Origin of the sequence: Microvirga sp. Mcv34, from assembly GCF_024519725.1 — a bacterium.
GTDB lineage: Bacteria > Pseudomonadota > Alphaproteobacteria > Rhizobiales > Beijerinckiaceae > Microvirga.
In genome coordinates this window covers 1-25,215 of record NZ_JALJRK010000052.1, presented here as the reverse complement: position 1 = coordinate 25,215, position 25,215 = coordinate 1, and the positions used below count along the sequence as shown (strand labels likewise).

At 65.2% G+C, this 25,215-nt stretch carries 23 protein-coding genes; 14 read left to right on the top strand and 9 right to left on the bottom strand.

Annotated features, from left to right (window positions below; all coding sequences use genetic code 11):
* The first annotated feature begins 167 nt into the window (after positions 1-167).
* Positions 168-809, top strand: coding sequence for a DUF1007 family protein (locus OC446_RS21645; RefSeq protein ID WP_262031085.1), 642 nt, complete (start codon positions 168-170; stop codon positions 807-809).
* Complete coding sequence (locus OC446_RS21640; RefSeq protein ID WP_262031084.1) at positions 800-1,813, top strand: nickel/cobalt transporter; 1,014 nt, start codon at positions 800-802, stop codon at positions 1,811-1,813. Before OC446_RS21645 ends, OC446_RS21640 begins: the two co-directional genes overlap by 10 nt.
* Here the strand turns inward: OC446_RS21640 and OC446_RS21635 are convergent.
* Positions 1,810-3,408 carry a gamma-glutamyltransferase family protein gene (locus OC446_RS21635; protein ID WP_262031083.1) on the bottom strand — a complete coding sequence of 533 codons (1,599 nt, stop codon included), beginning with the start codon at positions 3,406-3,408 and terminating at the stop codon, positions 1,810-1,812. The genes OC446_RS21640 and OC446_RS21635 overlap by 4 nt on opposite strands.
* Before the next feature lie 156 nt (positions 3,409-3,564).
* Between OC446_RS21635 and OC446_RS21630 the strand changes: the two genes are divergently transcribed.
* Positions 3,565-3,753 (top strand): hypothetical protein, encoded by a 189-nt coding sequence (locus OC446_RS21630; protein WP_262031093.1) that lies wholly within the window; start codon positions 3,565-3,567, stop codon positions 3,751-3,753.
* On the opposite strand, the gene OC446_RS21625 is transcribed toward OC446_RS21630, so the two are convergent.
* The 3 genes from OC446_RS21625 to OC446_RS21615 all read right to left on the bottom strand — a co-directional run bounded on the left by OC446_RS21625 (position 3,750) and on the right by OC446_RS21615 (position 7,473).
* A complete protein-coding gene (locus OC446_RS21625) occupies positions 3,750-4,079 on the bottom strand; it encodes a DUF1850 domain-containing protein (RefSeq protein ID WP_262031082.1) in 330 nt (109 codons plus the stop codon). The two genes, OC446_RS21630 and OC446_RS21625, sit on opposite strands and share 4 nt — an antisense overlap.
* Positions 4,080-4,114: 35 nt before the next feature.
* Positions 4,115-6,412 carry a TRAP transporter permease gene (locus OC446_RS21620; protein WP_262031081.1) on the bottom strand — a complete coding sequence of 766 codons (2,298 nt, stop codon included), beginning with the start codon at positions 6,410-6,412 and terminating at the stop codon, positions 4,115-4,117.
* A 101-nt stretch (positions 6,413-6,513) separates the two neighbouring features.
* Positions 6,514-7,473, bottom strand: coding sequence for a TAXI family TRAP transporter solute-binding subunit (locus tag OC446_RS21615; RefSeq protein ID WP_410055109.1), 960 nt, complete (start codon positions 7,471-7,473; stop codon positions 6,514-6,516).
* 155 nt (positions 7,474-7,628) lie between these two features.
* Here OC446_RS21615 and OC446_RS21610 point away from each other — a divergent pair, with 155 nt between their 5' ends.
* From OC446_RS21610 to OC446_RS21570, 9 genes are all read left to right on the top strand, one after another.
* The gene (locus OC446_RS21610) at positions 7,629-9,206 is read left to right on the top strand and encodes a glucan biosynthesis protein (RefSeq protein ID WP_262031080.1); all 1,578 of its coding nucleotides are present in this window, start codon (positions 7,629-7,631) and stop codon (positions 9,204-9,206) included.
* Positions 9,207-9,298: 92 nt separating this feature from the next.
* Positions 9,299-9,460 carry a hypothetical protein gene (locus tag OC446_RS21605; RefSeq protein ID WP_262031079.1) on the top strand — a complete coding sequence of 54 codons (162 nt, stop codon included), beginning with the start codon at positions 9,299-9,301 and terminating at the stop codon, positions 9,458-9,460.
* Positions 9,461-9,463: 3 nt separating this feature from the next.
* Positions 9,464-10,210, top strand: a complete 747-nt coding sequence (gene aztA / locus OC446_RS21600) for a zinc ABC transporter ATP-binding protein AztA (protein ID WP_262031078.1) — start codon at positions 9,464-9,466, stop codon at positions 10,208-10,210.
* A gap of 11 nt (positions 10,211-10,221) precedes the next feature.
* Positions 10,222-11,088 carry a zinc ABC transporter permease AztB gene (gene aztB / locus OC446_RS21595; RefSeq protein WP_262031077.1) on the top strand — a complete coding sequence of 289 codons (867 nt, stop codon included), beginning with the start codon at positions 10,222-10,224 and terminating at the stop codon, positions 11,086-11,088.
* A gap of 25 nt (positions 11,089-11,113) precedes the next feature.
* Positions 11,114-12,043 carry a metal ABC transporter substrate-binding protein gene (locus OC446_RS21590; protein WP_262031076.1) on the top strand — a complete coding sequence of 310 codons (930 nt, stop codon included), beginning with the start codon at positions 11,114-11,116 and terminating at the stop codon, positions 12,041-12,043.
* A 149-nt stretch (positions 12,044-12,192) separates the two neighbouring features.
* The gene (locus OC446_RS21585) at positions 12,193-13,155 is read left to right on the top strand and encodes a CobW family GTP-binding protein (protein ID WP_009763343.1); all 963 of its coding nucleotides are present in this window, start codon (positions 12,193-12,195) and stop codon (positions 13,153-13,155) included.
* 82 nt (positions 13,156-13,237) lie between these two features.
* Entirely contained in the window at positions 13,238-14,242 is a 1,005-nt protein-coding gene (locus tag OC446_RS21580; RefSeq protein ID WP_262031075.1) for a WD40 repeat domain-containing protein, read from the top strand.
* An 8-nt stretch (positions 14,243-14,250) separates the two neighbouring features.
* Positions 14,251-14,529, top strand: a complete 279-nt coding sequence (locus OC446_RS21575; RefSeq protein WP_262031074.1) for a hypothetical protein — start codon at positions 14,251-14,253, stop codon at positions 14,527-14,529.
* Positions 14,530-14,670: 141 nt separating this feature from the next.
* Positions 14,671-15,183 carry a DUF2937 family protein gene (locus OC446_RS21570; protein WP_262031073.1) on the top strand — a complete coding sequence of 171 codons (513 nt, stop codon included), beginning with the start codon at positions 14,671-14,673 and terminating at the stop codon, positions 15,181-15,183.
* A gap of 146 nt (positions 15,184-15,329) precedes the next feature.
* Here the strand turns inward: OC446_RS21570 and OC446_RS21565 are convergent, their stop codons facing one another.
* Positions 15,330-15,668: a hypothetical protein gene (locus OC446_RS21565; RefSeq protein ID WP_262031072.1), complete on the bottom strand. Its 339-nt coding sequence runs from the start codon at positions 15,666-15,668 to the stop codon at positions 15,330-15,332.
* A gap of 53 nt (positions 15,669-15,721) precedes the next feature.
* A complete protein-coding gene (locus tag OC446_RS21560; protein ID WP_262031071.1) occupies positions 15,722-17,152 on the bottom strand; it encodes a homospermidine synthase in 1,431 nt (476 codons plus the stop codon).
* Positions 17,153-17,403: 251 nt separating this feature from the next.
* Between OC446_RS21560 and OC446_RS21555 the strand changes: the two genes are divergently transcribed.
* Positions 17,404-18,633 carry an MFS transporter gene (locus tag OC446_RS21555; RefSeq protein ID WP_262031070.1) on the top strand — a complete coding sequence of 410 codons (1,230 nt, stop codon included), beginning with the start codon at positions 17,404-17,406 and terminating at the stop codon, positions 18,631-18,633.
* Positions 18,634-18,639: 6 nt separating this feature from the next.
* Here OC446_RS21555 and OC446_RS21550 read toward each other — a convergent pair whose 3' ends face one another.
* Both OC446_RS21550 and OC446_RS21545 read right to left on the bottom strand, forming a co-directional pair.
* Positions 18,640-19,212 (bottom strand): GNAT family N-acetyltransferase, encoded by a 573-nt coding sequence (locus tag OC446_RS21550; RefSeq protein ID WP_262031069.1) that lies wholly within the window; start codon positions 19,210-19,212, stop codon positions 18,640-18,642.
* A gap of 129 nt (positions 19,213-19,341) precedes the next feature.
* Positions 19,342-20,496: a type III PLP-dependent enzyme gene (locus OC446_RS21545; protein WP_262031068.1), complete on the bottom strand. Its 1,155-nt coding sequence runs from the start codon at positions 20,494-20,496 to the stop codon at positions 19,342-19,344.
* 643 nt (positions 20,497-21,139) lie between these two features.
* Between OC446_RS21545 and OC446_RS21540 the strand changes: the two genes are divergently transcribed.
* Positions 21,140-22,714 carry a glucan biosynthesis protein gene (locus OC446_RS21540; protein ID WP_262031067.1) on the top strand — a complete coding sequence of 525 codons (1,575 nt, stop codon included), beginning with the start codon at positions 21,140-21,142 and terminating at the stop codon, positions 22,712-22,714.
* A gap of 111 nt (positions 22,715-22,825) precedes the next feature.
* On the opposite strand, the gene OC446_RS21535 is transcribed toward OC446_RS21540, so the two are convergent.
* Positions 22,826-24,937 carry a calcium-binding protein gene (locus tag OC446_RS21535; RefSeq protein ID WP_262031066.1) on the bottom strand — a complete coding sequence of 704 codons (2,112 nt, stop codon included), beginning with the start codon at positions 24,935-24,937 and terminating at the stop codon, positions 22,826-22,828.
* Positions 24,938-25,215 lie beyond the last annotated feature (278 nt).

Here is a 25,215-nt window from a genome sequence, read left to right as displayed (position 1 = left end):
TCCGCTGCCGGTGTTCCGGTCTTTTTTGTGAATATGTCAGTAATGCTGACATATCTTCCGGAGGCCGTCAATCGAGCGCCCTCGTTTCGCCTCTGTTAACCACGAAACCCCCATATCGCTTCCAAGGTCCCGGCCTCGGCCGGACATCGCCATTTCAGGGTCGACGCATGACACGCCATCTCGGACTGATATCGGCCCTGGCGGCCTTGAGCATGGGCCTGGCCTCGCCAGCCCTGGCGCATCCCCATGTGTGGGTGACGGCCAAGGCGGAGATCATCTTCGCACCCGACGGCAAGGTGACGGGCGTGCGCCATCACTGGACCTTCGACGAGGCCTATACGGCTTATGTCACCCAGGGGCTCGACAAGGACAACGACGGCAAGTTGACGCCGGAAGAGCTTCAGGAACTGGCGGACGAGAATGCCGGCTCCCTGAACGAGTTCGACTATTTCACCGTGCTCAAGGCCCGTGGGAAGCAGCAAGGCTTCGACCAGCCGCGCGAGGCTCGGATGAGCATGGAGAAGAACCAGGTCGCCATGTCGTTCTTCCTGCCACTCAAGACCCCTGCAGCGCCCTCGGGAGCTGTGTCCATCGAGATCGAGGATCCGACCTTCTTCGTCTATTTCAGCCTGTCCGAGGGCCAGGCGGCCATTTCGCTCGCCAATGCCCCCCAGGGCTGCGTGACGAGCATCGCCAAGGCAAAGCCGCTCGATGCCAGCATGCAGCAGATCCTGCAGAACGAGGGGGCCATCCAGCCTCAGGACATCGGAATCGAATATTCCAACAGGGCCATCGTCGCATGTCCCTGACGTCCGACGCCCCTGCCCTTTCGCGCCCGGGCCGGATGCCGCTCGCGCGACGGGTCGGCGTGATGCTCGCGGCTGTCGCGACTGTCGCCCTCGCTATGGGGCTGATCGGCCTGTGGCTCGGCCCGGTCGGCAAGCCGCCACCACGCAATCCCTTCGGCATGGGCCTGCGGGAGGCGACCCCATCGGGCAGCATCGGCGCCTGGATCCTGTCCGTGCAATCCGGATTCTACGGCAGCCTGCAAGCCGGCGTCCGCGCCATGAAGGAGGACGGCTCCGCCCTCTCCTCCCTCCTGCTCGTCGGCTTCGCCTATGGGGTCTTCCATGCGGCGGGTCCGGGACACGGCAAGGGCGTGATCTCGGCCTATCTCGTGGCTGACGACAAGGCCTTGCGGAAGGGTTTCGCCCTGAGCCTGGCCGCCGCCCTCGTGCAGGCGCTGGTTGCCATCGGCATCGTGTCCATCGTGAACCTCGCGCTGCGGGCGACCGCCTCCACCATGAACAAGCTCGCCATGAACGTCGAGGTGGCAAGCTTCATTGCCGTGGCCCTGCTCGGCGCCGTCATCACCTGGCGCAAGGCCGGCAAGGTGCTGGGCGTCATGGCGCTCGGCCGCAACCCCTATGCCCCCGTGCAGGAGGATTGCGACCACGTCCACATGCCGCCTCCGCAGGAGCTCAGCCGCCTGACCCGCTGGCGCGACATGGCCGGCGTAGCGATCGCCGCCGGCATCCGGCCCTGCGCGGGTGCCCTCATCGTCCTGGTCTTCGCTCTGTCGCAGGGCCTCTTCGCGGCCGGCATCGCGGCGACCTTCGCCATGGCGCTCGGTACGGCGCTGACCACCGGGGCCATCGCGGCGCTCGCGGTCTTCTTCAAGGCCATGGCCCTGCGGGTCGCCGGCGGGCGGGGAGCCTCGGGAGCCATCGCCATCGCGGGCCTCGAGCTCCTGGCCGCCGCCTTCGTGCTGGTCCTGGGCGTAAGCCTCCTCCACGGCCTGTGGGCGGGTTAGAGGCCGAGCGATCCGCCGTCCGAACGCGGATCGTGCACCGCCTCGACGCGGCCATTGCGGGGATGCTTCACCAGCATGCCCGCATGGCCGAAGCGTCCGGAATAGGCCTCGTCCATCTCATCGATGCCATGGCCGAGCCGCGAGAGGCCGCGGATCAGGCCGGGATCGAAATGGCTCTCCACCTTCAGCACGGCCTCGCGCTCGCGGGGCCGTGCATCGAGCAGCCAGCGCGGCGCCTCCACGGCGTCCGCCAATCCCATGCCGGCCCCGGCGTAGCGCGAAAAGATCTGGCTGAGGAACTGAGGCTGGGTCTCGCCACCCATCGCCCCGAAGGACAGCACCCGCCCATCGTCGAACACGGCCATGGCCGGATTGAGGGAATGGAGCGGCCGGTGGCCGGGCTCCAGCCGGTTGCGGCTCGCAGGATCGAGCGAGAAGGCCGTGCCGCGATTGTGCCAGAGGACCCCCGTCGCCGGGAGCAGGCAGCCGGAGCCATAGGCCCAGAACACGGATTGGATGTAGGACACGGCGAGCCCGTCGCGGTCGATGGCTCCCATCCAGATCGTGTCGCCGTCGATGGGACGCGGCAGCGGAAAGGAGGCGGCCCGCCTCATGTCGATGAGGGCGGCTTCCCTCTCCAGCGCCTGGGGCGTCAGGAAGGAGGCCGGGTCGTGGGCCAGGTTGCGAGGGTCCGCGACCACCCGATCACGGAGGGAGAAGGCGCGCTTCGCAGCCTCGATGAGGGCATGATGATGCTCCGGCGTCTCGGCCCGAAGCCCCTTGAGGCGCTCGACCATGCCAAGGATCAGCAGGGTGGCCAGTCCCTGGCTCGGCGGCGGCAGATTGTAGACGGTGGAGTTCTGCAGCCTGACAGACAGGGGTTCCACGACGCGGGCGCGATAGGTCTCCAGGTCACGGCGTGCGATGGGGCTGCCGATCCGCTCCAGGTCGAGGGCGATCTCCCGCCCCACATCGCCGCGGTAGAAATCGGCTAGGCCCGCATGGGCGAGCTGTTCCAGGGTGTCGGCGAGGCGCGGCGTCCGCCTCTGCGTTCCCTGCGGCGCTCGCTTGCCGTCGACCAGAAAGGCGTCGGCAAAACCGGGAACCTCATAGAGGGCGGCTTCCTCGCTTGTCACGAACCGCTCTTCGGAGCGGGAGACCGGGTATCCGTCGCGGGCATGGCGAATGGCATCTCCGAGCAGCAGATCGAGCGGCAACTGCCCGCCGAGCGCTTTGGAAAGCTCCAGGGCCAGCCCCCAGCCGCTGACCGCTCCGGCCACGGTGAGTGCCGAATTCGGCCCGCGCGGCGGGATGGCGTCATAGCCCTTCTCCCGGTAGCGTTTGAGGGTGGCGAGCGAGCCGGCCGGCCCAGAGGCATCGAGGGCATGAATGCGGCCCTTGGGCTCGCGCACGAGCCAGAACCCATCGCCGCCGATGCCGTTCATGTGCGGATAGACCACCGCAACGGTGGCCGCCATGGCCACCATGGCCTCAATGGCATTGCCCCCTGCGGCGAGGATGGTCTGGCCGGTCTCGGCGGCGAGGCTGTGTGGGGCCGCGACGGCGGCGGTCGAGAAGACAGGTGTCTCGGACATGATCTCTTGAATGTGAGGCGCAACGGAATGAGATTCGGGGAGAACTTGCACCCGAGGGGGCGTTTAGGGTAGTCCCTTTGCAGAAAATGGAGTTTGGCAGAAGTGGCTCAGGCGAAAAGCACCAACTGGCGCAACGTGACCACCATCGTGAGCATCATGGTTCTGGTCGGCGCGGAGGTTTTCGGCGTCACGATCGCCGCCGGCTGGGCCATCGCGGGCCTGTTCGAACTCGGCGACCACGTCGGTTATGCACTCATGGTCCTGTTCGGCCTGTTCGCCATCTACGCCCTCGTCCATCTCTGGCGCCGCTGCGTCGCCGCCGAGCCGCTGACCGGGCGGGCTTAAGGCTCCTCGCACACCTTCATCGTGATCGGATCGGCCGCGGGCGGAACGTAGGCCTCCATCGGGCGGCATTGCCCCGCGATGCAGATCCGCCAATCCGCCGTTGCACCCGAGCGGCGCATGATCACCTGCGCCTGCGGCGGCAGGCTCGGTTTCCACGCCCAGACACCATTGGCGAACCTGGCCTCCGGCGGCGGCTCCATGCCGGCGCCGGAGCCGCGTATCCGCGCCTCGACGAGCTCAAGGCCCGCCGGCGTCGAGCGCCAATCCTCCTCCCAGGTGATCTTTTCGACCGAATGCGTCCAGGCGAGGGTGATCGCGCCCGCCATCAGAGGCGCAATCTTGGAGCCGGCGAGAAGGCAGATCAACGGCTGACAGCGGGTGCGGCGCCCCGGCGGGACCGCCAGATGTGGAAGCCCAGGACCAGCACCGCCAGGGCGAAGCCGATCTCGTCGGTCGCCGGCAGCGCAAGGACCAGGAAGGCCGCCGCCACCGCCGCGGCAAGCCGCTCCCACCAGGGCATCCTGGTGCCGAGATACCCCACGGAGGCAGCGCCCCAGAGCAGGACGGCCAAGCCCGCCTTCACCACCATGTAGGCGACATTCGCCCAGAAGGCGGCACCCGACAGGCCGGGGACCGGCTGCATCATGAGCGCCGGATCGTAGACCGCCATATAGGGAATGACGAAACCGGGCAGCGCGATCCGCAGGGCCGCGAAGCCGATCCGGAAGCCAGACGCCTTGGCGATGGGTGCCGCGGCAAAGGCCGCGAGCGCCACCGGCGGCGTCAGGTCGGCCATGATGCCGAAGTAGAACACGAACATATGCGAGACGATGAGCGGGACGCCCAGCGTCAGCAGGGCCGGGGCGGCCAGCGACGAGGTGATGATATAGTTCGGGATCGTCGGGATGCCCATGCCGAGGATCAGGCTGACGATCATCGTCAGGACCAGCGATGCGATGAGCGAGTCCTTTCCGATGGACACGACCCAGTTGCCGAAGATCGTGCCGATGCCGGTGAGCGTCATCGTGCCGATCACGATGCCCACGACCGCGCAGGCGAGACCCACGGGAAGGGCCTGGCGGGCGCCGTCGGCGAGCGCATCGCGGCAAGCCTCCAGGGTCTCGCGTCCGCCGCGGACGAAAACGCTCGCGAGGACCAGGACGGCCACCAGAGCCAGAACGAGGGTGACGCCGACCCATAGGAAGGTGCCAGCGATCAGGCCGAGGCCGACCCAGAAGATGATGCGGGCGGTCTGGTTCAGGATGCCGAACGCGAAGGAGCCGGCCAGAATCAACACCACCGTGAGCGCCAGGCCAATGGAGCCGGCGAACAGCGGCGTATAGCCGGAAAACAGCAGATAGACGAGAACGGCGAGCGGCAGGATGAGGTGCCACTTCTCCTTGAGAGCCCGTGCGGCGCTCGGCAGTTCCGCTCGCGAGAGGCCCATCAGCCCGGACTTGCCGGCTTCGAGGTGCACGGCCAGGAACGCGGAGGCGTAATAGAGGATCGCCGGGATGATCGCGGCCTTGACGATCTCGACGTAAGGCACGTCGATGGTCTCGGCCATGATGAAGGCGACCGCGCCCATGACCGGCGGCATGATCTGCCCGCCCATCGAGGCCGTCGCCTCGACACCGCCGGCGAATTCGGAGCGGTAGCCGAAGCGCTTCATGAGCGGAATGGTGAACTGCCCAGTCGAAACCACGTTCGCGACTCCCGATCCGGAGATCGTCCCCATCAATGCTGAGGAAAAGACCGCGACCTTCGCCGGCCCGCCTTTGGCGCTGCCGAACAGGCCCATGGCAACGTCGGTGAAGAGCTGGATCATGCCGGCGCGCTCGAGGAAGGCGCCGAACAGGATGAACAGGAAGATGTAGGTGGCCGAGACCAGGGTCGGCGTGGCGTAGAGCCCCTCCGTCCCGAAGGACATGTGCTCGATCACCTGCTCCAGGGAATAGCCGCGATGGTCGAAGGGCGCCGGCAAGTAATTGCCGAACAGGCAATAGGCGAGGAACAGGCCCGCCACGATGGGCAGCGCCGGCCCCATGACGCGCCAGACGAGGTAAAGCAGGATTGCGATGGCCGCGATGCCCACGATCATGTCGCCCTGCGTGAGTTCGCCGGCGCGGACCAGGAGTTCTTCGTAGAGCCCCCAGTGATAGAGGCCGATGCCGAAGCCAGCGAGGCCGACGAGCCATCCGATCGCCACGGTGGCGGGGCTGCGCGCCTTGTGATTGGCCAGCATGGCGCCCGCGACGAGGCTCAGGAACCCCACATGGATCGCGCGCACCACCTGGCTCGGCAGGCCGCCCGGAAACTTGAGGATGAGCCCGTAGGTGACGGCGAGCGCGATCAGGGCCAGCGCCCCGTTGACGACACTCTCGCCTTTGAGGCGAAGGAAGACCAGCCAGCCGGCCCAGGCCACGAAGGCCGCGCCGATGAGAGTGATCAGCGTGATGTTGGCGACGAATGGCCTGTCGAGAGGAATGCCGAAGGCGGTGATGATCTGGAAGGTCGAGAAGGCCACCGCGATCGAGAACAGAAGCTTGCCGAGAAAACCTGCGCCGAAATTCTCCGGGAGACCGTGCTCCGGGTTCGCCATGGGCGCCGATGGCGCCTCAAGCGTTGCGACCTCAGATGCGTTCACACCCTGACTCATGGCGTGGTCTCTCCCTTGGGCTGAAATTTCTTGGCATGAAAAAAGCCGGAGCAGTTCACCCGCCCCGGCCTGATTGTCAATGAAAGAGCGCCCTAAAGGCCTTATTTCTTCACGCCCTTCTCGTCGAAATAGCGTTGCGCGCCCGGGTGCATCGGCACGGGCATGCCGGCGAGTGCGCTCTCGAGCTTGATGTCCTTGGCGGCCGCATGGGCAGCGGCGAGCTCGGGCAGGCTCTCGTAGATCGCCTTGGTCATCTGGTAGACGGTCTCGTCCTTCACGCCCGAATGGGTGACCAGATAGTTCACGACGGCGGCCGTCTCGACGGGAGCGGTCTGGCCGCCATAGGTGTTGGCCGGGATCGTGGCCTTGATGTAGGGCGAGCCGACCTTTTCCACGACGGCGGCCGGGATCTCCACCACGACGATCGGCACAGACGTGGACAGGTCGCGGATCGACGAGACGCCGAGGCCTGCCGATTGCAGGGTCGCATCGAGCTGGCGGTTCTTCATCAGCTCGACCGATTCGCCGAACGGCAGGTATTCGACCTTGCCGAGATCCTTGTAGGTCAGGCCCGCGCCCTGGAGGATCGCCCGGGCATTGAGCTCGGTGCCGGATTTCGGCGCGCCGACCGAAAGGCGCTTGCCCTTCAGGTCCGCGAGCGACTTGATGCCGGATTCCTGCGTCGCGACGATCTGGATATAGTTCGGGTAGATGGCCGTGATGCCGCGCAGCTTGTCGAGCTTGCTCTTGAACCCAGCCTCCTCGTCACCTGCCCAGCCCATGGCGAGGCTGTCGCCGAGGGTGAAGCCGATCTCGCCCTTGCCCTGCTGCAGCAGGGTGAGGTTTTCCACCGAAGCCTTCGTGGCCTGGACCGACGGGCGCGAGCCCTGGACCTTCTCGGTGAAGACCTTGGAGAGAGCGACGCCCATGGGATAATAGACGCCCGAGGTGCCGCCGGTCAGGATGTTGATGAAATCCTGGGCCTGGGCCGGAACGCTGGCTCCCGCAAGCGCAATGGCGGCCGCTGCGCCGACGACGCGGCGCATAACTGTTCGATACATGGCGTACTCCCTAAGTTGAAGGCTCGGCTGTCGCTGTGCCTGTGTGTGGGGCAACATTGACCGCTGACGAAGATTTCTCAAGAGGCTAAGAGGGACTTAATCCTGCCACCTTGGTCGGTAGGGCTGCGTCCTTCCACAGACACATGCGCTCATCCATGATCAATCGCCGCCGCTTTCTCCAAACTGCAACCGCCACGGCCGCCCTCGCTGCGCAGGGCTTTTCAGGGGCAGCCCTGGCCCAGCAGGGCCTGAAGATGGGGATCCCCTCCCCCTTCTCGTTCGACGATCTGAAGAAGCGGGCGCAGGACATGGCGCGCTCGCCCTATGTGGCGCCGCAAAGCCCCTCACCCGAGGTGCTGGCCCAGATCGATTACGATGCCCACGGCAAGATCCGGTTCAAGACCGACTTGGCGCTCTGGGCCAATGGCCCGAGCGAGTTCCCCGTCACCTTCTTCCATCTGGGTCGCTTCTTCCAGAAGCCGGTGCGCATGCACGTGGTCGAGGGCGGACAGCAGCGCGAGATTATCTACGACAGCGATTACTTCGACATGCCGGCGGATTCGCCGGCCCGGAAGCTGCCGGACAATTCGGGCTTCGCCGGCTTCCGCTTCCAGGAGGCCCGCAACGGCAAGCTCGACTGGAGGAAGAACGACTGGGTGGCCTTCCTCGGCGCCTCCTATTTCCGCGCCATCGGCGAACTCTACCAGTACGGCCTCTCGGCCCGCGGCCTGGCCGTGGACGTGGCCGTTTTCGGGAAGAACGAGGAATTCCCCGATTTCACCCATGTCTATTTCGAGACCCCGCAGCCGGGCCAGGATACGGTCACGGTCTATGCCCTGCTCGATGGGCCGAGCGTGGCCGGCGCCTATCGCTTCATCATGCAGCGGGCGGCCGCCGTCATCATGGACATCGATGCGGCCGTCTTCATGCGCCAGGACGTGGCCCGCCTCGGCCTCGCACCCCTGACCTCCATGTACTGGTATTCGGAGAAGTCGAAGACCACCGCCATCGACTGGCGCCCGGAGATCCACGACTCGGACGGGCTCGCCATGTGGACCGGCACCGGCGAGCGGATCTGGCGCCCGCTCAACAACCCGCCGCGCATCATCACGTCGGCCTTCGGGGACGAGAACCCCAAGGGGTTCGGCCTGCTCCAGCGCGACCGGAACTTCGACCATTACCTCGACGGCGTCTATTACGACCGCCGCCCGTCTCTCTGGATCGAGCCGCAGGGCACCTGGGGCCGGGGCTCTATCCAACTCGTCGAGATTCCCACGGATGACGAGATCCACGACAACATCGTGACCATGTGGGTGCCGGCGGAGCCCGTGCGCGCAGGCCAAGCCATCGAGCTTCGCTACAAGATGTACTGGTCCGCTGAGGAACCCTACCCGACTCCGCGCGCCCGCGTGGTCGCCACCCGCCTCGGCAATGGCGGGCAGGCCGGCACCGTCCGGCCGAAGGGCGTTCGCAAGTTCATGGTGGAGTTCCTCGGCGAGCCCCTGACCAAGCTGCCGAACGGCGTGATCCCCAGACCCGTGCTGACCGCCTCCCGGGGCGAGTTCTCGAATATCCTCACCGAGGCCGTTCCCAACAACGTGCCCGGCCACTGGCGCACCCAGTTCGACCTGACCGTGACCGGAACCGAGCCCGTCGAGATGCGCTGCTACCTGCGCAACGAGAACGAAGTCCTGAGCGAGACCTGGCTCTATCAGTACCACCCGGCGTTCTGACAGATCCCTATATAAACCATATGGTTGATGGGGGCGTATAAAATACTATACGCCCCCTGGAAATGGCCGCCGGACCGGTCTATGTAGGGGCCATGACGCATGGCCATCACCACCATCATCACGCCCACGAGCATCGGGCGGTTGCCGCCGCCCCGACCTTTTCGCTCCTGCGCCTCTCGGTCGGGCAGCGCCTGGCCGGGACCGCCGTCGCGCTGGCGGTGTTATGGGTGCTGGTCCTCCGTGTGATGGGGTAGCGCATGTCCGCAGCACCGCCAGCCATCCGTTTCGATGAAGTGACCCTCGGCTACGGCCGCAGGCCCGCCGTGCATCACCTGGACGGGGAGATTCAGGCCGGCTGCCTGATGGCCGTGGTCGGGCCCAACGGGGCCGGCAAGTCCACCCTGCTCAAGGGCATCGTCGGCACTCTCAAGCCTCTCGAAGGCCAAATCCGGTGCCATGCCTCGCGCGGCATCGCCTATCTGCCCCAGGCGGCCGAGATCGACCGGTCCTTTCCGCTGTCCGTCTACGATCTGGTCGCCATGGGCCTGTGGTCCCGCTCCGGCCTGTTCGGCGGCATCTCCCGGCAGGACCGCGCCAGGATCGACGAGGCTCTGGCGGCCGTAGGTCTGACCGGCTTCGAGCGCCGCCCGATCTCGACCCTGTCGGGCGGGCAGATGCAACGGGCGCTCTTCGCGCGCCTTCTCCTCCAGGACGCCCCCGTGATCCTGCTCGACGAGCCGTTCACGGCCATCGACGCCAAGACGACCGCCGACCTGCTCGATCTGGTGCGCCGCTGGCATACGGAATCCCGCACCGTGATCGCCGTGCTGCACGACCTCGACATGGTCAGGCGCGCCTTCCCGCAGACCCTGCTGATCGCCCGCGAGCCGGTGGCCTGGGGCGAGACGGTCGAGGTCTTGAGCCCGGAGAACCTCCTGAAGGCCCGGCGCATGGTCGAGGCCTACGATCCGCACGCGGATGTCTGCCACCGCAACGTCGCGTGAGGGGCCTGTCCATGCTCGACCTGTTCTACACGCCGTTTGCCGAGTTCGAGTTCATGCAGCGTGCCCTCGTGGGCGTGATCGCGATCTCGCTCGGCGGCGGGCCCGTGGGCGTCTTCCTGATGCTGCGCCGCATGAGCCTGACCGGCGACGCCATGGCCCATGCGATCCTTCCCGGCGCGGCCGTGGGCTATCTCGTGGCCGGACTGTCGCTTCCCGCCATGACCATCGGTGGATTGTTCGCGGGCGTCATCGTCGCGGTCGCGGCGGGCCTCGTCTCCCGCTTCACCTCCCTGAAGGAGGATGCGTCGCTGGCGGCCTTCTACCTCCTGTCCCTTGCGCTCGGCGTCACCATCGTGTCGCTGCGCGGCTCGAACGTGGACCTGCTGCACGTGCTGTTCGGCACCGTTCTGGCGCTCGACGACAGCACGCTGCTGCTGCTCGCCTCCATCTCGACCATCACCGTCATGGCGCTCGCGGTGCTCTACCGGCCGCTCGTGCTCGAATGCGTGGATCCGATCTTCCTGCGCTCCGTGAGCCGTGCCGGCACGCCGACGCACCTGATCTTCCTCGGTCTAGTTGTGATGAACCTCGTCGGCGGCTTCCATGCGCTGGGAACGCTGCTCGCGGTCGGCATGATGATGCTGCCCGCCGCCGCCTCGCGCTTCTGGACCAGCGACATCACCATGATGATGCTGGTCTCGGTTCTCATTGGCATCCTGTCCGGATGGAGCGGCCTCCTGCTCTCCTTCCATGCGGAACTGCCCGCAGGACCGGCGATCATCCTGTCGGCCGGCGCCGTCTACGTGATCTCCCTCGTGTTCGGGCGCGAGGGTGGCCTGCTGTGGCTCGCATGGCCCGGCCGGCATCTGGAAGCCTGACCTCCTCTCACAAGGATCAAGATTCATGCTGACGCGAAGAGCGGCCTTCTCCCTTCTGGCAGGATGCCTCGCCCTTGCTGCATCGTCGTTTCCGGCGGCGGCGCAGACAGCCGACCGGCTGAAGGTGGTCGCGACCTTTTCGATCCTCGGCGACATGGTGCGCCAGGTGGGCGTCGAGCGCATCGATGTGACGACCCTCGTGGGCCCGAACGGGGACGCGCATGTCTATTCCCCGACGCCCGCCGACGGCCGGCGCCTGTCCGAGGCGAAGATCGTCTTCACCAACGGGTTGAAATTCGAGGGCTGGATCGACCGCCTCGTGAAATCCTCCGGCACGAAAGCCGTGAAGGTCGAGGCCGCCAAGGGCGTCAAGGCTCTTGCGAGCGAGGACGACGGCCATGAGACCGGACACGATCACGGCCATGGCGGCGCGGATCCCCATGCCTGGCAGAGCATCGGCAACGCGAAGATCTATGTGGCCAATATCCGTGACGCCCTGATCGCCGCCGACTCTGGCGGCAGGGCCACCTACGAGGCCAATGCCACCGCCTATCTCGCACAGCTCGACGCGCTGGACGCGGAGGTGAAGGCCCTTATCGCCAAGATCCCGCCTGAACGCCGCAAGCTGATCACCTCCCACGACGCCTTCCGCTATTTCGAGGCGGCCTACGGCATCGACTTCGTCTCCCCCCAGGGCGTCTCGACGGAATCGGAAGCCTCCGCCAAGGACGTGGCCAGGATCATCCAGCAGATCAAGCGCGAGAGGATCACCGCGGTCTTTGTGGAGAATGTCTCCGACGCCCGGCTGATGGAGCGGATCGCCAAGGAAACCGGCGCTCGCATCGGAGAGCGGGTCTATTCCGACGCGCTCTCGGACGAGAACGGCCCCGCTGCCACTTACATTGATATGATGAGACACAATATAAGGGCTTTCAGCGCGGCTCTGTCGAGCTGAAAACCCTGATCGCTGCGGCGCTTGGTGTCATTCCCGGCGAGCGCAGCGAGGGAAGGGAATCCAGGTAAGGTGCCCACCTGCGCCTGGATCCACTTCCCGGCCTGCCAGACAGGCCGCCGGGGATGACACCAATTTTTCTGGAAGCTCCGATGACCGACAAGATTCCCGTCACCGTCCTCACAGGCTATCTCGGCGCCGGCAAGACCACCCTCCTCAACCGCATCCTCACCGAGCAGCACGGCAAGAAATATGCCGTGATCGTCAACGAGTTCGGCGAGATCGGCATCGACAACGAGCTCGTCGTCGGCGCCGACGAGGAAGTGTTCGAGATGAACAACGGCTGCATCTGCTGCACCGTGCGCGGCGACCTGATCCGCATTCTCGACGGCCTGATGAAGCGCAAGGGCAAGTTCGACGCCATCATCGTCGAGACCACGGGCCTCGCCGACCCCGCCCCTGTGGCCCAGACCTTCTTTATGGACCAGGACGTGTCCGACACCGCCCGCCTCGACGCGGTGGTGACGGTCGCCGACGCCAAGTGGCTGTCCGACCGGCTGAAGGATGCGCCGGAAGCAAAAAACCAGATCGCCTTCGCGGACGTGATCATCCTCAACAAGATCGATCTCGTATCCGCGGGTGAACTGGAAGAGGTCGAGGCACGCATCCGCGCCATCAACCCCTACGCCAAGGTCCACCGCACCCAGAACTGCGCCATCCCGATCTCCGAGGTGCTCGACCGCAAGGCCTTCGACCTGGACCGGATCATCGAGATCGAGCCGGACTTCCTGGAGGAAGGCCACCACCATCACCACGACGAGGAGATGCAGTCCGTCTCCGTCGCCATCGACGGCGAAGTGGATCCGGAAAAGTTCATGCCGTGGATCTCGAACCTCACCCAGGTCGAGGGGCCGAACATCCTGCGCTGCAAGGGCATCGTGGCCTTCCCGAACGAGCCGAAGCGCTTCGTCTTCCAAGGCGTCCATATGATCCTCGACGGCGACGTGCAGGGCGAGTGGAAGCCCGGCGAGAAGCACACCTCGAAGGTGGTCTTCATCGGCCGCGACCTGAACGAAAAGGCGATCAAGGAAGGATTCCTGGCCTGCGCGGCCTGACGGCTGCGAAATCGCGCCCCGCAAGTGGTGCCCCCTTGCGGGTCCGATGCTATATGGCAGCGCCCATGAAGGAATCGCCTCGATGAGTACTGGAACCGCCCCGTCCCTGACCCAGAACGTCACGCCTCTCGCGGCTGGCGCGCATGTCACCGGGATCGGCTGGCTGAAAGCCACGGCCGCCTTCGCGCTCGGCGACGGCGGCGTTCTGCTTGCCAAGGACGGCGAGAGCCACCGCGTCGAAGCGCATCCGGATGCGGGCGTGCTGATCGCAGCAAGCGATGGCGAGCGTTTCGTCACCGGCGGCGACGACGGCCGCGTCGCCGTCACGGGCTCCGACGGCTCCACGAAGACTCTGGCAGAGGCCAAGGGGGCCTGGATCGATTCGCTCGCCGTCAATGCCGGCGGCGCTTTCGCTTACGGGGTCGGCAAGCGCGTGATCGCCCGCGACGACAAGGGCCGGGAGAAAGTTCTCGAGGTCCCCTCGGCGGCCCGCGGCCTCGCCTTCGCGCCCAAGGGCTACCGGCTGGCGATTTCCCATTACAACGGCGCGACGCTCTGGTTTCCCAACGTGGAAGCCAAGCCTGAACCCCTGGAATGGAAAGGCTCCCATCTCGACATTACCTGGTCGCCCGATGCCCGGTTCGTGGTGACGTCCATGCAGGAGAACGCCCTTCACGGCTGGCGGCTCATCCCCGACAAGGGGCATATGCGCATGAGCGGCTACCCGTCGAAGACGCGCTCCTTCTCCTGGTCGGGCGACGGCAAGTGGCTTGCCACCTCCGGGGCCGAGGCGGCCATCATCTGGCCCTTCGAATCGAAGGAAGGCCCCATGGGCAAGGCCCCGCGGGAATGCGGCGTGCGTCCGGCCAAGGTGAGCCGCGTGGCCTTCCATCCGAATACCCTCGTGCTCGCGGTGGGCTACGAGGACGGCTGCATCCTGCTCATCCGCCTCAACGACGCCTCGGAGCTTCTCGTCCGCCCGGCCGTCAAGGACAGCGGCATCACGGCCATGGCCTGGGACAAGGGCGGCAAGCGCCTCGCCTTCGGCTGCGAGGACGGCCAGGCTGGCGTCCTGACCCTGCCGTGAGGTCGCCCGTGGCCCTGTTCGGCGCTTTCCTGAGAGGCACGTTCGGCCTGCCGAAACCCGACAAGCAGGCCGTCGACCGGGTCAAGGACCTTGCCCGCGCGGCTCTCAAGGCCGCGCCGGACACCGCCTTCGCGGTCAACGAAATCGCCTGCAACGATCCCGGCTGCCCCGGGATCGAGACCGTGATCCTGGTGATGGAGCCCGGCCGGAAGACCAGGGCGCTCAAAATCGCCAAGCCTCTCGACGACGTCATGGAACAAGATATCATCGAAGCTCTTGATCCTTAGGCATCGGACCCAGAATTGGGATGCACTTTTGGGATCCATTCGATGCCTTTTCTTCAGTGACGCATCGTGTGGAGCGGAAAACCGGATCCCACTTTTCACTAACGTGGCCCTACGGGTCCGCACGATGCGGGGAGGTCAAGCTTGTCCAGGATCGTCCGCATCGTCGCTTTCGGAATGGGCTTGTGCGGCGGCATCGTCGCCTCGCAGGGACCTGAATTCGCGCAGCAATACCGTCAGCGCCTCGGGGGCGCCATCGACGAGTTGCAGCGCGTGATCGCACGCTTCGATGCGGATGCCCGGGCGAGCGGCGAGACGCTGGACAGCGCCATCACCCGGCTGCGCTCCAACACGGACTCTTTCGTCACACGACAAGGCGCGGCCATGCAGGCCAATGTGGAGCGCCTGAACCGCCTGGAGGCTCATCGCGGAGCCATGATGCAGGCGGGTCCCTTTGCCCGCATCGCCCTGATGGTGCGCGACGGCGACCAGGACGTGATGGAAGCGGTCTATCGCGACTTCGAGCCGGCCCTGCCGGTCACCGAGGAAGGCGTTCTTTCGAGTGCGATTGGCTTCGTCATGGCCTGGGGTTGCGTTCTTCTGCTGGCGGGTTTCGTGCGCAGCTTGCGGCGGCCACATCACACAGCGAGAGCATGACTTGGTCGTCTCAACACACTCTCACCTCATCCTGGGGAGGTCGCAGAGCGGCCATCTCGAAGGAGCGTCCAGAGCGCACTGAAGCATCCTTCGAGACGCAGCCTGTGGCTGTTCCTCAGGATGAGGTTCGGTTTGAACCAACCCGATTACCCCACACGCTCCGGCTTTCCGGCGAGCGCCACGTAGAACCCCAGACCATCCTGGGCCGGAAGGGTCTGCAGCCGGTCGATCCAGCCGCGCTTCTTGGCGTCGAGCAGAGCCTTGCCGACCGGCTGGAACAGCGTCTCGCCGCCGCCTTCCGGCGGCGGATCGAGGCGGATGGCGACCGCTTTTGGCGCGGCGAAGCGGCTGCGCTCCAGCATGTCCTGGATCGACGCCTCCGCCTTTTCACGCGAGACGCCCCGCAGGTCGAGCACGCTCTCGGCGTCCGTGACGCCGAGGCCGCCCCGGAACTTGTTGGCGTAGAATTCCTCGAAATGAGGCATGCCGGCTCACTCCATGGGTCGTGCCCGGGCTGAGCCCGGGCACGACGTATCGGTCAGCGCACCAGGATGTTCCGGAACTGCCACGGATCGGAGGTGTCGATGTCCTCCGGGAAGAAGCCGGGACGATCGTCGAGCGGCGTCCAATCGGTATAATAGCCCTTCACCGGGCCGAGATAAGGCAGTTGCACCTCGAGGCAGCGGCGGAAGTCGATGTCGTCGGCCTCCACAATGCCCTCATTTGGATTCTCCAGCGCCCACACCATGCCGGCGAGCACCGCGGAGGTCACCTGAAGGCCGGTGGCGTTCTGGTAGGGCGCAAGCTTGCGGGTTTCCTCGATGGACAGCTGCGAACCGTACCAATAGGCGTTCTTACCGTGGCCGTAGAGCAGCACACCGAGCTCGTCGATGCCATCGACGATCTCATCTTCGGTGAGGATGTGCTGCTTGCCCTGGAACTTGCCGGCAGCGCCGAACATCTCGTGCATCGACAGCACGGCGTCATTGGCCGGATGATAGGCGTAGTGGCAGGTCGGACGGTAGGCGACTTTGTCGCCGTCGCGCACGGTGAAGTAATCGGCAATCGAGATCGCCTCATTGTGCGTCACCAGGAAGCCGTATTGCGGACCGGGCGTCGGGCACCAGCTGCGCACGCGGGTATTCGCGCCGGGCTGGAGCAGGTAGATCGCCGCGCCGCAGCCCTTGTCGTGCGTATGGGCGTTGTCCGGCATCCACGTCTCGTGCGTGCCCCAGCCGAGTTCCGCCGGCTGCAGGCCCTCGGACACGAAGCCGTCCACGGACCAGGTGTTCACGAACACGCCCATGGGCTTGGGATGCTCGGCGCGCTGCGTGTCGCGCTCAGCGATGTGGATGCCCTTCACGCCGACGCGCTGCATGAGCGCGGCCCATTCCTCGCGGGTCTTCGGCTCGTCGACGTCGAGGCCCGTATCCTTGGCGATATCGAGCAGCGCCTGCTTCACGAACCAGGACACCATGCCGGGATTGGCGCCGCAGCAATTCACCGCCGTGGGACCGCCGGGCGACTGGCGGCGCGCGTCGAGGATGTTCTCGCGCAGCATGTAATTGGTGCGGTCCGCCGCTCCGGCGCTCTTGTCGAAGTAGAAGCCGGCCCAGGGCTCGGCCACGGTGTCGATGTAGAGGGCGCCGAGTTCGCGGCAGAGTTCCATGATGGCTCGGGACGACGTGTCCACCGAGACATTCACGCAGAAGCCCTGTCCACCACCTTCGGTCAGCAGCGGCGTCAGGATCTCGCGGTAGTTCTCGGGTGTGAGCGCCTTGTTGACCAGTGTGACGCCACGCACGTCGAGCATGCTGCGGTCGGCATCGACGGGATCGATGACCGTGAAGCGGTTCTTGTCGAACTCGAAATGCCGTTCGATCAGGGGCAACATGCCTTTACCGATCGAACCGAAGCCGATCATGACAATCGGGCCGGTGATGCGGCCGTGGATGGGCCAAGTGGTCATCGATATTTCTCCTCTGCGGCGTCCTGGAATAGGACGAGATGTCTCCGGTTTGAACGGTTCCGGGCGCATCTAGGATTGAGGAGCCCTCGGGGTCAATGGCTGTAGCTCCTCGTAAGGTCCGAAGGGCAATTTCCCTGCGGATGGCAAAGGCTGGATGACGACGGCAGCCCTGCCATGCTTATTTCGCCCTCGACATCGTGCAACAAGGCTGCATGATCACAGGCTATTCCTCTCTCAGCCGGCTCAGACCGATGAAATTTCACGAACTTGTCAGGCAACACTGGCGCATCATCGGCCTCGGCTTCGCGCTGACCTTCCTGTCCTCCTTCGGACAGACCTTCTTCATCTCCCTGTCGGGGCCGGACATCCGCGAGGATTTCGGCTTGACGCACGGCGCCTTCGGCTCCATCTACTCGGTGGCGACGCTGTCCTCGGGACTGCTGATGATCTGGGTCGGCAGCGTCATCGACCGGGTCGACGTCCGGCTCTATGCCACCACGGCCATGCTTGGCCTCATGGTGGCGGCCCTCGGCCTGTCGTTTGCGCCCAACCTCCTGGTGCTGGGCCTCAGCCTCTTCGCCCTGCGCCTCTTCGGCCAGGGAATGCTCAGCCATGCGGGCGTGATGAGCACGGCCCGCCTGCATGAGGGCATTCGCGGCCGGGCCTTGGGCGTGGCGGCACTCGGCTTTCCGGCGGGAGAAGCGACCCTGCCGGCAATCGCCATCGCGCTGATCGCGGTCTTCGGATGGACGGGCGCCTGGCGCATCGTCGCGCTCGTCATTGTCTTTGCGCTCTGCCTCGGCTGGCTGCTCGGCATTCTTCTGAAGCAAAAGGCCGCCGGCTCCGATGATACCGCGCGCACACGAACCTTGAACGATGCGGGACCGCGCTGGAGGAACATTCTGCGCGACGGCCGCTTTCTTGCGCTGATCCCCACCATGATCGGTTATCCGGCCATCATGACCGCGTACTTCTTCCATCAGCGATTCATTGCCGACGCGAAGGGCTGGTCCCTGGAGCTTCTGGCGAGCAGCATCACGCTCTTCGCGCTGGTCTCGGTCGCGGTCGCCATGGGCGCGGGCAGCTTCATCGACCGTTTCGGCGCCGTGCGTCTCAGTCACTTCTACCTCGCCGGCATGACGGCCGCATCCCTCACGCTGGCCACCGTCGATGCGCCCTACCTGCCGCTCGTGTTCTTCGGCCTGATCGGCCTGACGTCCGGCTGCACCAACGTGGTGATTGCAGCTGTTCTGGCCGAGCTGTTCGGCACGACGCATCTTGGAAAGATCCGCGCGCTCGCGGGCGCGATCATGGTCGTGGCCTCGGCCGCGACGCCGGGCGCTATCGGGCTCCTGTTCGATGCCGGGGTGTCTCTCGAGGCGATCTGCCTGGGCTTTGCCGCCTACATGATCGCGGCCGCCGCCATCACCTTCGCGCTGCCCAATCCGAGGGCCGCGCGCTTGCAGCCCTCGGAGGGATAGGCGGCGTCAGAGCGCCGGACGAAGGCCCGCCAGCGCGCCCTGCGCGGCAGCGGCCACGAGCGCACCGAGATCGGGCTTCTGCTCGAAGGCACCGGTTGCGGCCACGAGCCCCCGCGCTCCATCGAGCGCGCCTGCTTCCAGCTCGAGCGCCAGGAAACGATTGCGCTCGTAGGGACCCGGCAGCCAGAGGGAGCCGGTCTTGTCCGTCGAGAAGCCGAAGCGCTCGTAATAGGGCGCATCGCCCACGAGCAGCACCGCCTTGTGACCGAGATCGGCCGCACGCTCGAGCGCCGCGCGCATCAGCTTGCCGCCGAGCCCGAGGCTCTGCACGGACGGATCTATGGCGATGGGTCCGAGCATCAGGGCCGGACGGTTCGGACCGGCCGAGACGTGCCACAGGCGCACCGTGCCGATGATCTCTCCGTCCCGGTCGATGACCAGGGACAGACCGTCGGCCGGCATCCTGCCCTCGCGCAGGCGTTCGCAGGTCTTCTGGAACCGGGCGGGTCCGAAGCACGCATCGAGCAGCGCCTCGCGCGCCTCGACATCGCGGACAATTTCTTCGCGGATCGTGATCATGGCCGTGGCCTCCCAAGACACGTGGGGTGAGCGACAGCCCTCGCACCGGCTTGAACTCAAGCCGGCCGTCCGGGACAACTGTGGTGGAGTTGGTGCCTGTCCCATTCGACGAGACAGGCGGGACGTGAGTTAGATCACGTAAGATTTCAAAGGCGGGAAGCCGTTGAACGCGACCGCCGAGTAGGTGGTCGTGTAGGCGCCCGTGCCCTCGATCAGCACCTTGTCGCCGATCTCCAGCGAGACGGGGAGCGGATAAGGCTCCTTCTCGTAGAGAACGTCGGCCGAGTCGCAGGTGGGACCCGCGAGCACGCAAGGGACCTTGCGGTCGTCGTCGCGCTCGCTGCGGATCGCGTAGCGGATCGACTCGTCCATCGTCTCGGCGAGGCCGCCGAACTTGCCGATGTCGAGATAGACCCAGCGCACCTCTTCCTCATCGCGGCTCTTCTTCGAGACGAGAACGACCTCGGCCTCGATGACGCCCGCGTTGCCGACCATGCCGCGGCCCGGCTCGATGATCGTCTCCGGGATGCGGTTGCCGAAGTGCTTCGACAGCGCCCGGAAGATCGACTCGCCGTAAGCTTCCACCTGAGGAACCGTCTTCAGGTACTTCGTTGGGAAGCCGCCGCCGAGGTTGACCATCGACAGGTGGATGCCGCGATGGGCGCATTCACGGAAGATCGCCGAGGCAGACCCGAGAGCCTGGTCCCAGGCCTCCGTGTTGCGCTGCTGCGAGCCCACGTGGAAGGACACGCCGTAAGCCTCCAGGCCCTGACGATAGGCATGCTCCAGCACGTCCACGGCCATCTCGGGCACGCAGCCGAACTTGCGGGAGAGCGGCCATTCGGCACCGGCGCCGTCACACAGGATGCGGCAGAACACCTTCACCTCGGTCACGTCGACGCCGGCCGTGGCAGCCGCGCGAGAAATCTTCTCGACCTCGGCCTCGCAATCGACCGCATAGAGGCGCACGCCGAGCTCGAGGGCGCGCACGATGTCGCGCTCCTTCTTGATCGTGTTGCCGAAGGAGATGCGCTCGGGCGTCGCGCCGGCATCCAGCGCGAGCTGGATCTCGACCACGGACGCCGTGTCGAAGCACGAGCCGAGCTCGGCCAGGAGCTTGAGCACCTGCGGCTCCGGGTTGGCCTTCACGGCGTAGAACACGCGCGTGTCGGGGAGCGCCCGGGCAAACTTGGAATAGTTGTCGCGCACGACCTCGAGGTCGACGACCACGCACGGGCCGTCCTCACGTCGGTTGCGCAGGAATTCACGGATGCGCTGAGTCATGGCGCTCTCCCCACCAAAGGTTCAATGGAGGTCTTCAAGCCTCCGGATTGAAGTTCAGACGATCAGGAACTCCTGCCGTCCGGCGTCAGCGAGGGAAGACGACATCCCGCTTCGTGCGATGGAGACACGAGAAGCGGCGATGGGCTCTTCACCCGACGATGCTGCCTTGGATTGGATGGGGATACTCCATCCGCACGCCTGGCAATGATAAACAAGCCTCTTCGGTGCTGACCTTTGGAGGGCCAACGAGACCAAAAAAGCCCGTTCGTCGTTGCTTTAAGTCGCGTCCCCCGTTGAGAACGAGGTGCGCCGGTTTTCGCCTCCGGCTGCCGGTTAGGGGTATCGAGAGCTAGGTCGCTCTCGGGCGGCTGTCCGGCCTCTTGTCCGGATGCCCACCAACCGGCACGCGACCACAGGCACGTGCGAAATTGGGCAAGCGGGAGATAAGCATATTCGCCAGGGATCACAAGAGCTTTTAGAGGCCCTCCGAGGATTTTTTTAACCCTGCCGGGACCTGTGTCTTGCCCGCATCACCATTCAGCCCCCATTAAGCGGGACAGGTACACGGATGACGATCCGGGTCCATATTCAAAGGCCTGACTTCCGGCCACTTTGCTCTTTCAGACGAGAACGTTCCGCAGCCATGACGAACCTGTCCCGCCGTATTCTCCTGCAAAGCCTGCTCGCAGCCACCGCACTGCCCGCCTTGAACCGGCAGAGCTGGGCGCAGCAGCAGCAGAACGGCGTGCCGGCGCCCAATCCCTTCCGCTACGAGGATGTGGTGCGCCGGGCCCGTGAGCTTGCGTCCGTACCCTACGAGGCGCCGAACGTGCAGCTCCCGGAGCCTCTCAACCGGCTCAGCTTCGACGATTACCGGGATATCCGCTTCCGCCCGGACAAAGCCCTGCTCGGGACCGGCAACGGATCGTTCCGGATGCAGCTCTTCCATCCCGGCTTCCTCTATCAGCAGCCCGTGACGGTGAACGTCATCCGCGACGGCGTTCCGACGCCGATCCCCTACCAGCGGGAACTGTTCGATTACGGCCGCAACAAGATCGAGCGGCCGCTGCCCGTCAATCTCGGCTTTGCCGGCTTCCGGCTCCATTACCCTCTGAACAACCCCAAGGTCTTCGACGAGCTGATCGCCTTCCTGGGCGCGAGCTATTTCCGATTCCTCGGGGCCAATCAGAAATATGGCCTTTCGGCACGCGGCCTCGCGATCAACGTGGAGGGCGGCGAAGCGGAGGAGTTTCCGCATTTCCGCGAATTCTGGGTCGAGATGCCCAAGCTCAACGACGAGCGGGCCATCATCTATGCCCTCCTCGACAGCCCGTCGGTTGCCGGCGCCTACCGGTTCGAGGTCTATCCGTCCAAGGAAACGACCCTCGACGTGACGGCCACGCTGTTCCCGCGCCAGCCGATCGCCAATGTGGGCGTCGCCCCCCTCACCTCCATGTTCTTCGAAGGCGAGAACGACCGGAAGCCGACGGACGATTACCGCCTCGAGATCCACGATTCGGACGGGCTTCTCATCCAGTCCGGCGCGGGCGAATGGATCTGGCGCCCCCTGCGCAACCCGCCCCGCAAGACGATCTCGTCCTTCAGCGACAAGAACCCGCGCGGCTTCGGCCTGATGCAGCGCGACCGGGTGTTCGAGAACTACCAGGATATCGAGGCCTACTACCACCAGCGCCCCGGCTACTGGGTCGAGCCCATCGGGCAATGGGGCGAGGGCTGGGTCGAGCTGGTCGAGCTTCCGACGCCGGACGAGACCCACGACAACATCGTGGCCTATTGGCAGCCGAACCGGCCGTTCGAGCCCGGGCAGGAGGTCGTGCTGTCCTATCGCCTGCGGGCCCTGTCGGCGATCGGCGCCATGCATACGGGGGGCAAGGTGATCAACACCTTCCAGACCCCTCCCCGCGCCAGCGGATCGAACGCGCCGAGCGATCAGGGGCATCGCCGCTTCATCATCGATTTCGCGGGCGGCAACCTAGCTTACTACCTCGGCGCTCCCGAGCAGGTGCAGATCGTCCCCTCCACGTCGGCCGGGCAGATCACCAACACCTTCATCATGCCCAACACTCACACGAACGGCTTCCGAGCGGCCATTGACGTGAAGCTGGAGCCGGGCCAATCCACGGACCTTCGCGCCTTCCTGCGCGCCGGCAACAAGGCCCTGACGGAAACCTGGACCTATCCCTGGACGGCGGAGTGATCGGGCCCTCCGCGGATGGCCGTCTGCGGACTTGATCCGGGGATCAGTTCCGGCCACCCACGCCTTGAGCCGCCGTCGACAAGACGTGGATGGCCGTGACGATGGAGGTTGTCAGACGACGAAGAAGTCGGCCGCCGTGAGCTTGAGGTTCTTCTCCAGCTGGCCGATCTGAATCGCCGCCTTCCAACCCGTGCCGTCCGCATCGTACCAGAGCGCACCCTTCTTCTTGTCGTAGATGATGCGGTCTGAGGCATCGTGCGCCTTGGTGCCGGCATAAAACGCCGCCTTCGCCAGCACACCCTTCTTGGCGACGCCCTTGAACACGCTCTTCTGCAGCCAGATCGTGTCGTCGGCCGGGTTGAAGTCGGTGATGGTGTCGAGCTCCGCCCGCTTATGCGCCGTGTTGGTCTTGGCGAGCCGGTCGAACACGAAGATGTCCTGGCCCGCTCCCCCCGTCAGCACGTCCTTGCCCGCATTGCCGGTGAGCCGGTCGTTGCCGCTCTCGCCCATGAGCGCGTCCGCGCCCGCCGTGCCGATGAGCACCAGCGGGTTGGTCTCGATCACGTTGGTCAAATCGAGCGTGACGCTCTGGCTGGTTTTCGCCCCGAACTGGTCCGTGGCCTCGACACTGATCGTGTATTGGTGCGGACCGGTGTCGTAGTCGAGCGCGCGGTTGAGCACGAGGTTGTTGCCCTCGAGCCGGAAGGCGCCGCCGGCATCGTTGGCGAGCGCATAGCTCACCGCATCCCCATCCGCGTCGACGGACGAGAGAGTCGCCACCACGGCATGCACCGGCAGCGTCTCGGACAGTACGGTCTTGGAGAGGGCAACGTTCGTGGGCGCAGCGTTGACGAGCGCAACGGCCTGATCGGAGAACTGCAGCACACGCACGTTCTTGATGGTGTCCGCCCCGTCGCCGCCGCCCGGCAGGTAGGTGACGGTCACGGAGCCGTTCGCATCGGGCGCACTGATCGCGTACTGGCTGCGGGCTCCGGTGAACTTGGCGACATCGCCGCCGCCGCCGCCATCAATGGTGTCGTTCCCCGCCCCGCCGGTGAACACCGTCTTGGTGCCGTCGCCGATGAAATGGTCGGCGAACTTGGTGCCGACCAGCGCCTCGATGCCGATGTAGGTGTCGGCACCATAACCGGTGATGGTATCGGTGGCAACGATGTTCAGGGGATCGGCCGGGTTGGCCATGTTGACGTAAACACCTTGGCCACCCTCTTCGACAGTGGTGAACAACACCGTGTCGAAGCCGTCGCCGCCTATCAGGCGATCATTTCCGAAGCCCCCATCCAGGGTGTCACTGCCTGAGCCGCCGTCGAGAGTGTCGTTGCCCTGATCGCTCCGAAGATCGTTGGCCCCGCCACTGCCGATGAAGGTAACGTTCCCCCCTTCATTGCCTACGGTGCTAAGGTTCTCGATATCGCGCAAGGTATCAAAGCCAGAGCCTGTAGACTGTGCGTCGGTTCTGCGAAGGTCTACGGTGATGTCAGAGCTAGCCACAAAGAGGGCTGTGTCGGTCCCCGCGCCACCGTCAAGATAGTCATCTCCGCCGCCGCCCATGAACGTGTCGTTGCCTGCGCCTCCGTAAGCCGTGTCGTTGCCGCCACCAAGATTGATCGTCCCGGCAACAATCCCACCGTTGCGCCCATCAAAAATATCAGCACCTGAACCTAAGCTAATGTCGCCCTTGATTGTACCGTAGTTGGTGATGAGAGTGACATTGGAAGAACTCCGGATCGCATTGCCTGAAATGGCTGGATCCAGCTTCTCGATCGTTCCGAAGTTCGTGATCGTCGAGACACTTCCTGCTTGGGTGCTGATTGCCTGAGTATTGCCCTGAATGGTGCTCCGGTTGACGATCACGGCGCTGCCAAACACCACGACACCAACACCAGTCGTAGCATCGCCGATCGTCCCGTCATTGATCAGGTAGTTTCCGCCGCTCGAGGCATCGGCCCCGAGCCAGACGGCTTGGTCCCGGCCGGTGATCGTTCCGCCATTCTCGACCCTGCCGTTCAGGCCGACCCGAACGCCGATATTCGTTGCCGCGATGGTGCCGAGATTCCAGATCCGGTTGCCGGATACCGTGGAAGCGATGCCGGTATCGGCGTTCAGCACTCCCGCGGCGGTGACCAGCACGCTGTCGTCGGCAGCCAGGGTTCTCCAGGTGCCCACCACCGTGGTGGGAGACGAGATTTCATAACTGCTGGCCATGGCAGACACTCCATGAATATGTTATATTGGATCATCATAGCCTGATTTTCAGCGCACCCCAAGTCCTATCTTACGTTAGATCATTTCGTGTTTTGGCAGGGCGCAGAGTCAGGGATGAGCACGCCGCTTCCGGTCCCCACATGGCATGGCCGGCCCAGGCTCGATCCGGGATCAGTCCCGACCATTCACGCCTTCTCTCCCAAAATCTCTGACCTCATCCTGAGGAGCAGCACAGCTGCGTCTCGAAGGATCATCCAGAGTACGCTGGAGGCGCCCTC

Excerpts from the sequence above, each read along its gene's own strand:
- OC446_RS21555 (WP_262031070.1), top strand. The coding sequence starts at position 17,404 with ATGAAATTTCACGAACTTGTCAGGCAACACTGGCGCATCATCGGCCTC.
- aztA (WP_262031078.1), top strand. The coding sequence starts at position 9,464 with ATGTCCGCAGCACCGCCAGCCATCCGTTTCGATGAAGTGACCCTCGGC.
- OC446_RS21620 (WP_262031081.1), bottom strand. The coding sequence starts at position 6,412 with ATGAGTCAGGGTGTGAACGCATCTGAGGTCGCAACGCTTGAGGCGCCA.
- OC446_RS21615 (WP_410055109.1), bottom strand. The coding sequence starts at position 7,473 with ATGTATCGAACAGTTATGCGCCGCGTCGTCGGCGCAGCGGCCGCCATT.
- OC446_RS21540 (WP_262031067.1), top strand. The coding sequence starts at position 21,140 with ATGACGAACCTGTCCCGCCGTATTCTCCTGCAAAGCCTGCTCGCAGCC.
- OC446_RS21590 (WP_262031076.1), top strand. The coding sequence starts at position 11,114 with ATGCTGACGCGAAGAGCGGCCTTCTCCCTTCTGGCAGGATGCCTCGCC.
- OC446_RS21630 (WP_262031093.1), top strand. The coding sequence starts at position 3,565 with ATGGTTCTGGTCGGCGCGGAGGTTTTCGGCGTCACGATCGCCGCCGGC.
- OC446_RS21545 (WP_262031068.1), bottom strand. The coding sequence starts at position 20,496 with ATGACTCAGCGCATCCGTGAATTCCTGCGCAACCGACGTGAGGACGGC.
- OC446_RS21565 (WP_262031072.1), bottom strand. The coding sequence starts at position 15,668 with ATGCCTCATTTCGAGGAATTCTACGCCAACAAGTTCCGGGGCGGCCTC.
- OC446_RS21550 (WP_262031069.1), bottom strand. The coding sequence starts at position 19,212 with ATGATCACGATCCGCGAAGAAATTGTCCGCGATGTCGAGGCGCGCGAG.
- OC446_RS21610 (WP_262031080.1), top strand. The coding sequence starts at position 7,629 with ATGATCAATCGCCGCCGCTTTCTCCAAACTGCAACCGCCACGGCCGCC.
- OC446_RS21580 (WP_262031075.1), top strand. The coding sequence starts at position 13,238 with ATGAGTACTGGAACCGCCCCGTCCCTGACCCAGAACGTCACGCCTCTC.
- OC446_RS21645 (WP_262031085.1), top strand. The coding sequence starts at position 168 with ATGACACGCCATCTCGGACTGATATCGGCCCTGGCGGCCTTGAGCATG.
- OC446_RS21535 (WP_262031066.1), bottom strand. The coding sequence starts at position 24,937 with ATGGCCAGCAGTTATGAAATCTCGTCTCCCACCACGGTGGTGGGCACC.
- aztB (WP_262031077.1), top strand. The coding sequence starts at position 10,222 with ATGCTCGACCTGTTCTACACGCCGTTTGCCGAGTTCGAGTTCATGCAG.
- OC446_RS21635 (WP_262031083.1), bottom strand. The coding sequence starts at position 3,408 with ATGTCCGAGACACCTGTCTTCTCGACCGCCGCCGTCGCGGCCCCACAC.
- OC446_RS21640 (WP_262031084.1), top strand. The coding sequence starts at position 800 with ATGTCCCTGACGTCCGACGCCCCTGCCCTTTCGCGCCCGGGCCGGATG.
- OC446_RS21625 (WP_262031082.1), bottom strand. The coding sequence starts at position 4,079 with ATGGCGGGCGCGATCACCCTCGCCTGGACGCATTCGGTCGAAAAGATC.
- OC446_RS21605 (WP_262031079.1), top strand. The coding sequence starts at position 9,299 with ATGACGCATGGCCATCACCACCATCATCACGCCCACGAGCATCGGGCG.
- OC446_RS21585 (WP_009763343.1), top strand. The coding sequence starts at position 12,193 with ATGACCGACAAGATTCCCGTCACCGTCCTCACAGGCTATCTCGGCGCC.
- OC446_RS21560 (WP_262031071.1), bottom strand. The coding sequence starts at position 17,152 with ATGACCACTTGGCCCATCCACGGCCGCATCACCGGCCCGATTGTCATG.